Source organism: Streptomyces sp. NPDC040410 (genome assembly GCF_055595715.1).
Genome location: NZ_JBVIVK010000037.1, coordinates 44477 through 50827 on the forward strand (window position 1 = coordinate 44477; position 6351 = coordinate 50827).

At 70.8% G+C, this 6351-nt stretch carries 6 protein-coding genes; 4 read left to right on the forward strand and 2 right to left on the reverse strand.

Going from position 1 to position 6351, the window contains the following annotated elements; all coding sequences use genetic code 11:
- Position 1: 1 nt before the first annotated feature.
- Positions 2-1210: an RNA ligase gene (locus tag ACZ562_RS36785; protein WP_471188695.1), complete on the reverse strand. Its 1209-nt coding sequence runs from the start codon at positions 1208-1210 to the stop codon at positions 2-4.
- 572 nt (positions 1211-1782) lie between these two features.
- The gene (locus ACZ562_RS36790; protein ID WP_471188698.1) at positions 1783-2370 is read right to left on the reverse strand and encodes a hypothetical protein; all 588 of its coding nucleotides are present in this window, start codon (positions 2368-2370) and stop codon (positions 1783-1785) included.
- A gap of 177 nt (positions 2371-2547) precedes the next feature.
- On the opposite strand from ACZ562_RS36790, the gene ACZ562_RS36795 reads away from it, so the two are divergent.
- From ACZ562_RS36795 to ACZ562_RS36810, 4 genes are all read left to right on the forward strand, one after another.
- Entirely contained in the window at positions 2548-3438 is an 891-nt protein-coding gene (locus ACZ562_RS36795; RefSeq protein ID WP_471188701.1) for a LysR family transcriptional regulator, read from the forward strand.
- A 28-nt stretch (positions 3439-3466) separates the two neighbouring features.
- Entirely contained in the window at positions 3467-3817 is a 351-nt protein-coding gene (locus tag ACZ562_RS36800; protein WP_471188703.1) for an isocitrate/isopropylmalate family dehydrogenase, read from the forward strand.
- Positions 3818-4144: 327 nt separating this feature from the next.
- Positions 4145-4912, forward strand: a complete 768-nt coding sequence (locus ACZ562_RS36805) for a sulfite exporter TauE/SafE family protein (RefSeq protein WP_471188716.1) — start codon at positions 4145-4147, stop codon at positions 4910-4912.
- A 207-nt stretch (positions 4913-5119) separates the two neighbouring features.
- Entirely contained in the window at positions 5120-6127 is a 1008-nt protein-coding gene (locus tag ACZ562_RS36810; protein ID WP_471188706.1) for a phosphoglycerate dehydrogenase, read from the forward strand.
- Positions 6128-6351 lie beyond the last annotated feature (224 nt).

The following is a 6351-nucleotide window of genomic DNA, read 5'->3' on the forward strand; positions in this document are numbered from 1 at the left end:
GTCAGTTCTCCTCGTCGGTCTTGAACGGGTCGGACGCCTCCGGGCGGGCGGACCGATACGTCACGAACTCGGTCGGGCGCCCGTCCAGGCGCAGGAACATGGCGGGGCGGAGGGCTGCGTCGGCCAGCGTGCTCGCGGCGCGGGCGAAGGTCGCCCGGTCGCCGGCGAGGTGGGCCAGGGAACGGAACCCCTCGTCGATCGCACGCTCGCGGTCGTCCACCTGCTTCTCGATTCCCGCGATGACGCCGCGCACCCAGGCGTCGAACTCGTCGGGCACCTGCTCCAGCAGCGCGTCCAGGGGTCTGCCATCGGAGGCGTCGATGTCCTTGGGCGAGCAGCCGAGCGCCTGGGCCACCTGCTTGGCGGGCAGGCCCGCGAACCGCTGGATGCCGTGACTGCGCCAGATGTCCCGTTCGGTCACGCCGGTGAGCACCTTATGGAGGCGCACGTATTCGGCGAGCTTGGCCTTGGCCCGTACGCCCGAGGCGAAGCGCAGCACGAAGCCCTCCGCGTCGGTACCCGTGGCCGCCCGGCCGCCGGGCAGCCGGTTGGCCTCGGCCATGGCCAGCAGTTCGGGGAGCGGCATGGCGGGCCAGACGGTGACCACCGAGCCGATTCCACGCCAGCTGGTCGCGGCCTCGGCCAGGGCGACTTCCGTGCCGTCCTTGGCGAACGCGGCCAGCAGCACCAGATCACGGCGGTCGCCGTAGTCGACGACGATACGGTTCTGCGGGTACAGGATCTCGGCGAGGTAGGTCACCCCGGGAACGAGGTCGGACGTGTCCTTCCCGTCCAGCAGACGCTGCGCCCAGGCGGCCTGGGTGCTGATGAAGGAACCCTTGGACGCGACCCGCCACCGGCCGGCGTAGTGGAAGACCACGGCCAGGCTGCCGTCGACCTTGTCGTACACCTCGAACGGCTCGTCCGGGAGGCCGGGCGCGTATGGCTGACCGGCCTCGTGCTCACCGACGTTGAAGAACTTCGGCAGCGGAAGCGCGACGACCTCACCGGTGCTGTCGTCGGCCACGAGGCCGCGGCAGCGCGTGGTCACGCGGTTCCACACCCGCTCGTACTGGCATGTCCTCGTGTACGTGTAGATGGACAGCGGCAGTTCCGGGTGCGGTTTGCGCGTGACGTGCCCCGCATCGAGCGCTGCCGCCAACTCCTGCGGAGGCAGCAGCTCATGAAGAGTCAGGTAGGCCTGGCTCATGTGTTCCTCCCCTTTGCTGGTGCCTGATTGTCACGTGGAGGGAGGGCCGATGAACACCGAATTTGCTGCGGGCACCCGGAGGGGAGAGGCACAGGTCACAGCGTGCGCCGGCGGGCGGCACACGCGGGGCACCGCTGGCCCGCCCACGGCTCCACCCCGCCACCCCAGCCAGGCCGGGGCCGGCCGCCGCGGAAAGAGCCTTGCGGGCCCCCCCGGGGAGCAGGGCGCAGGTCCGGGAGAAGGGCAGCGGGCAGCCGGGGATGCCGACGGTCGGCCGGCGGTGCGCGGTCGCTTCGACGACGGCGCAGGCGGTCCTGCTCGGCCGCCGCAAGGCCCTCGGCTTCGACTTCGCCGTCGCCTCGCCGAAGAATGCGGCGTCCACGATGTATGCGGGCAGTACGCCTCCGCATACGCCGACCGCGTCCTCGTCATCGGATACGACCGGGACGCCTTCGACACGACGTGCGGCGCCCGGGCAAAGAGGCGCTCCGTGGTCCTCCGCGACCGGGACGTCAGCCCTACCCGGGAACCCGGCCACTCCTTCGCCTCCTGCTGACCCTGCGGGCCTGACCTCAGACCCGGAAGCAGTCGTGGACGGTCATGCTGCCATGTGTGTCGAAGTGCCGGATACGCAGACCGGCCTGTTCGGTGTACTCCACCTCCAGCCGCTCGCCGGAGCCGGTGCCCGACTCCCCGGGCGGCTGCCAGGGCAGGAACACCGAGACGGAGTCCCCGACCGTCGCCGGCACGTTCTCGGCGGCGGCGTCGTACAGCTCACCCTCGTCGTCGCCCAGCTGCTCGGGCACCCGCAGCGCCAGCCTGCCGCCTTGGAGCGACCAGGTGCCGTTCGGCGGCTCGCCGCTGCCGTCGTCCATCCGCCAGGTCCCGTCGCCGACGGCCACCGTGTAGGTGTACGTCATGCCGCTCGCGCCCGCCTGCGTCGAGGTGATTTTCCAGGACCCGCGCACGAAGGCCGCGAACGCCTTGCCGACGACACCGGACGTCGCCGACACACCCCCGCTGCTCCCGCCCTTGCCCTTGCCTCCGTCTTGGCCCTTGCACGCGGCGAGCAGTGAGGCTCCGACGCCGATGGCGAGATAACGCAACGTGGTGCGGCGACCCACCACCCGGGAGGCCGCCCGGACCGCGTCCAGACCCATGTTCTCCCCGTTCCGGCCGACTGATGATCAAGTGGCAGACTACAGCGGCTCGTTGGATGCCCCCACTTGCATCCTTGCCCCCAGCCGCCGGCACCGGGTCCGATTCCGTCGCCTCCCGGCTGCCCTTGCTTATAGGCTCCACCTATTAGAGCTGGAAGAGAAGCGGAGGCGGCGGCGATGGACGTGCGGCAACTGGAGTACTTCCTGGCCGTGGTGGACCACGGCGGGTACAACCGGGCAGCCTCCGCCCTGTATCTGTCGCAACCATCCCTGTCCCAGGCGATCCGGGCTCTGGAGCGCGACCTGGGCAGCGACCTCTTCCACCGGATCGGCCGCCGGGTGGTGCTCACCGTAGCGGGCCGCGCGCTGATCGAGCCGGCGCGGCAGGCCGTGCGCAGTCTGCACCTGGCACGGGCGAGCGTGGAGTCCGTACAGGGTCTCCACACGGGGCGGGTGGACATCACGGCCACCCCATCACAGGCCATCGAACCGCTCACAGGCATGATCCGCCGCTTCACCGGAGCTCATCCCGCGGTCTCGGTCCGGGTACAGGCCGCCTTCACTCCCGGGGATGTGACCGAGATGGTGCGTACCGGAGTATCCGAGCTGGGACTGCTCGCCTCGTCAGGCGCGCCGGCGTACGGGGATGTGCTGGTCCACGCGCTCCCCGAGCAGCGATTCGTCCTGCTGGCGCCACCGGACGGGCCGTTCCCACGCGGCGTGCCGGTACGCCGCGAACAGCTGTCGGGGCACCGGCTGATCGTGGGCCAGGAAGGCACCGGTCTGCGCAAGTACGTCGAGGACCTGCGGGCGGGCGGAGTCGAGGTGGTGGCCGCGGTGGAGACCGAACACCGGGTGACGATCGTGCCTCTGGTCCTCGGCGGCGTCGGACTGGCAGTCGTCACCGACGCCTGGCGCGGCATCGCCGAGCGAGCGGGCGCGCTGGTCCTGGACATCGAGCCCCAGGCAAGCCTGTCCATCGCCCTGGTCAGCCGGCGTGCTCCGCTGACCCCGGCGGCCGAGGCGTTCCTGGAGGCCGCCCTCCCGGCAGGACGGCCCGACATCTGATAGGCGCTGCCTATAAGACACATGGGAAATGTCTGTTGGACCCGGGAATCACACCGTTGCTGTAATTGCAGGCGTGATCAACCACCGCATCGCCCTGATCCCCGGCGACGGCATCGGCACGGAGGTGCTCCCCGCCGCCTGCCGTGTTCTGGACGCCGTGGGCGTTCGGCACGGCCTGCGCTTCACCTACGACTCGTTCGACTGGTCCTGCGAGCGTTACCTCCGCCTCGGCGCGATGATGCCCGACTCCGGTCTGGCCCAACTCCGCGGCCACGACGCGATCACAGCAATCCTCGCGACGACCCCGGTCCGCACCCCGGACCTCGGCGGCACCGCCGCCACCGAGGAGTTCACCGACGCGCTCCTCGAACACCTCTGAGCGGCAGCCGCACACACTCCCCGAGCCGGTTCACCCTTTTTCGGAAGGGCCGTGCGCCGCGCAGGGTCCCGCACATACCGCACGCACCCACAACCGCGAGGTCCGACGAGTGATGCCAAGGCCAGCGGCGAGCCCCTTCATTGCCCGCCGTCCCGCCGAGGCCCGACAGCGTCACCGTGTCCGCCCGAAACCCCGGGGAGCTGTATCCGCCCTGCCCTTCGAACCATCCTCCCGGCCGGACCACCACGAACCACAACCACTCGTCCACAACCGCAGGACCTCTCCACCTCAGTGACGGGAGGAGCCGCACAGATCATGGAGACGCACATGCCGCCCTGGGAAGCCCTCGCCGTCTTCACGGCCGGAATCGGCGCCGGCACCATCAACGCCGTCGTCGGGTCGGGAACCCTGATCACCTTTCCGGTGCTGCTCGCCGTAGGCCTGCCGCCCGTCACCGCCAATGTGTCCAACGCCCTCGGCCTCGTCCCCGGCTCGTTCACCGGCGCCCTCGGATACCGGCGCGAGCTGGAGGGCCAGCGCGCCCGTCTGCTGCGTCTCGGGGGCACCGTTCTGGCGGGAGGTCTGTGCGGGGCGATCCTGCTGCTGGCGCTGCCGCCCAAGGCCTTCGCCACCATCGTCCCGGTGCTCATCGGCCTCGCGCTGGTCCTCGTCGTACTGCAACCCCGCCTGTCCAGGACACTCCAGGCCCGGCGGGAGGGCAACGGAGAGCACGCCCCCGAGCACGGCGGCGCCCTCCTGACCGCCGGCCTCTTCCTCGCCAGCGTGTACGGAGGCTACTTCGCCGCCGCGCAGGGAGTGATCTACCTCTCCCTGATGGGCGTACTGCTCGACGATTCCTGGCAGCGCCTCAACGCGGTAAGGAATGTGCTCAGCCTGATTGTCAACAGCGTCGCCGCGGTTTTCTTCCTCTTCGTCGCCGCCTTCGACTGGGCCGCCGTCGGTCTCATCGCGGCCGGCACCGCCCTCGGCGGCGTCATCGGCGCCCGCGTCGGCCGCCGGCTCCCGCCCAGCGCCCTGCGGAGCCTGATCGTCGCCGTGGGACTCGTGGGGATCGCCCGGCTGCTCCTTCTGTGACCGCGCTCGCGGATGACGTCCCGAGCCCCTTCAGGACGTACGCCGGCATGACGGTCGACGTCACCGTCAGGTCCCTGGCGCTTATCGGCATCGCCAGGAGCAGCACGCCCCCTGACCAACGGCCCCGACCACCGTGAAGCAAGCAACCGACTCGGGATGAGCCTCCGCCCGGACCGAGCGAACGAGCAGCCAGAAACCGAGGAACGCATGCCCCGCATCCTGATCACGACGGACTACCTGCGGCCCGGCGACGAAGTCGACCGGTATCTTCGAACCCACGGCCACACCACGGTCCACTCGCCGCTGGTCGGCCGACGCGACCAGGAACGACTCGTGGCCGCTCTCGACGGAGTCGACGCGGCGCTCGTCGCAGCGAACGAACCCCTGACCGCCGAGGTCCTGTCCCGAGCGCCCCGGCTGCGCGTCATCGTACGGACCGGCGTGGGCTACGACTCGATCGACGTCGTCAGCGCAGCCAGGCTGGGTATCACCGTGAGCAACCTGCCGGGGATCAACGCCAACGCCGTGGCCGAATACACCATCGGTCTGCTCCTGGCGGCGGCGCGGCGACTGGTGCAGAGCGCGGCCGGAGTCGCGGCCGGTGGCTGGCCGAGGGAGGACGGCCACGAACTGCGCGGGTCGACTCTCGGCCTGCTCGGCTACGGGGCGGCCGCACGAGCCGTGGTGCCGTTGGCTCAGGCATTCGGAATGGCGGTCCTCTGCACGACCGGCGTACCCGAAGCCCAGCGAACCGATCCGTCGGTGCGGTTCGTCGAGCTTCCCGAACTGCTGGAGACCGCCGACTACATATCGGTGCACACCGCGCTGACGGAGCGGACGCGGGGCCTGCTCGACGCCTCCGCCTTCCGCCGGATGAAACCGACGGCGGTCCTGGTCAACACCGCGCGCGGAGCCGTCGTCGACGAGCAGGCCCTCGCCGACGCCGTGCGCACAGGACAGATCGCCGCGGCGGCTCTCGACGTGGTGAGCGAGGAGCCGCTCGCGGCCGACGACCCGTTGCGAGACGTGGACGGGATCGTCGTCTACTCCCACCTCGCGGGACAGACCGCCGAAGCCCGAGCGGCCGCCGGCCTCGCCGGCGCAGCCGAGTTGGTGGCCGCACTCGCCGGACGACCCCGGTTCGCTGTGAACGCCCACCTCCTGCCGGGCACCCTTCACCAGCCCCGCCACGCCACCGCCCGCCGCGAGGGATGATCCTCTCCGGCTACAGCGGGCGGACGGCGAGACGTCGCCAGCCCTCGGGATGCGGATCGTCAAGCGGACGCCTCTCCGCTGCTGCCGAGGTCGAGCCGGGTATGGACTCCCCAGCCGCCGCCCGGGGCTTTCGCGCCGATCTCGCGCGAGGCGAGCGTGACGCCGTCGCCGTGGCGGACCGCGGACAGCACGAAGACCCGGCTGCCGTCCGGTCGCTTCGCGCC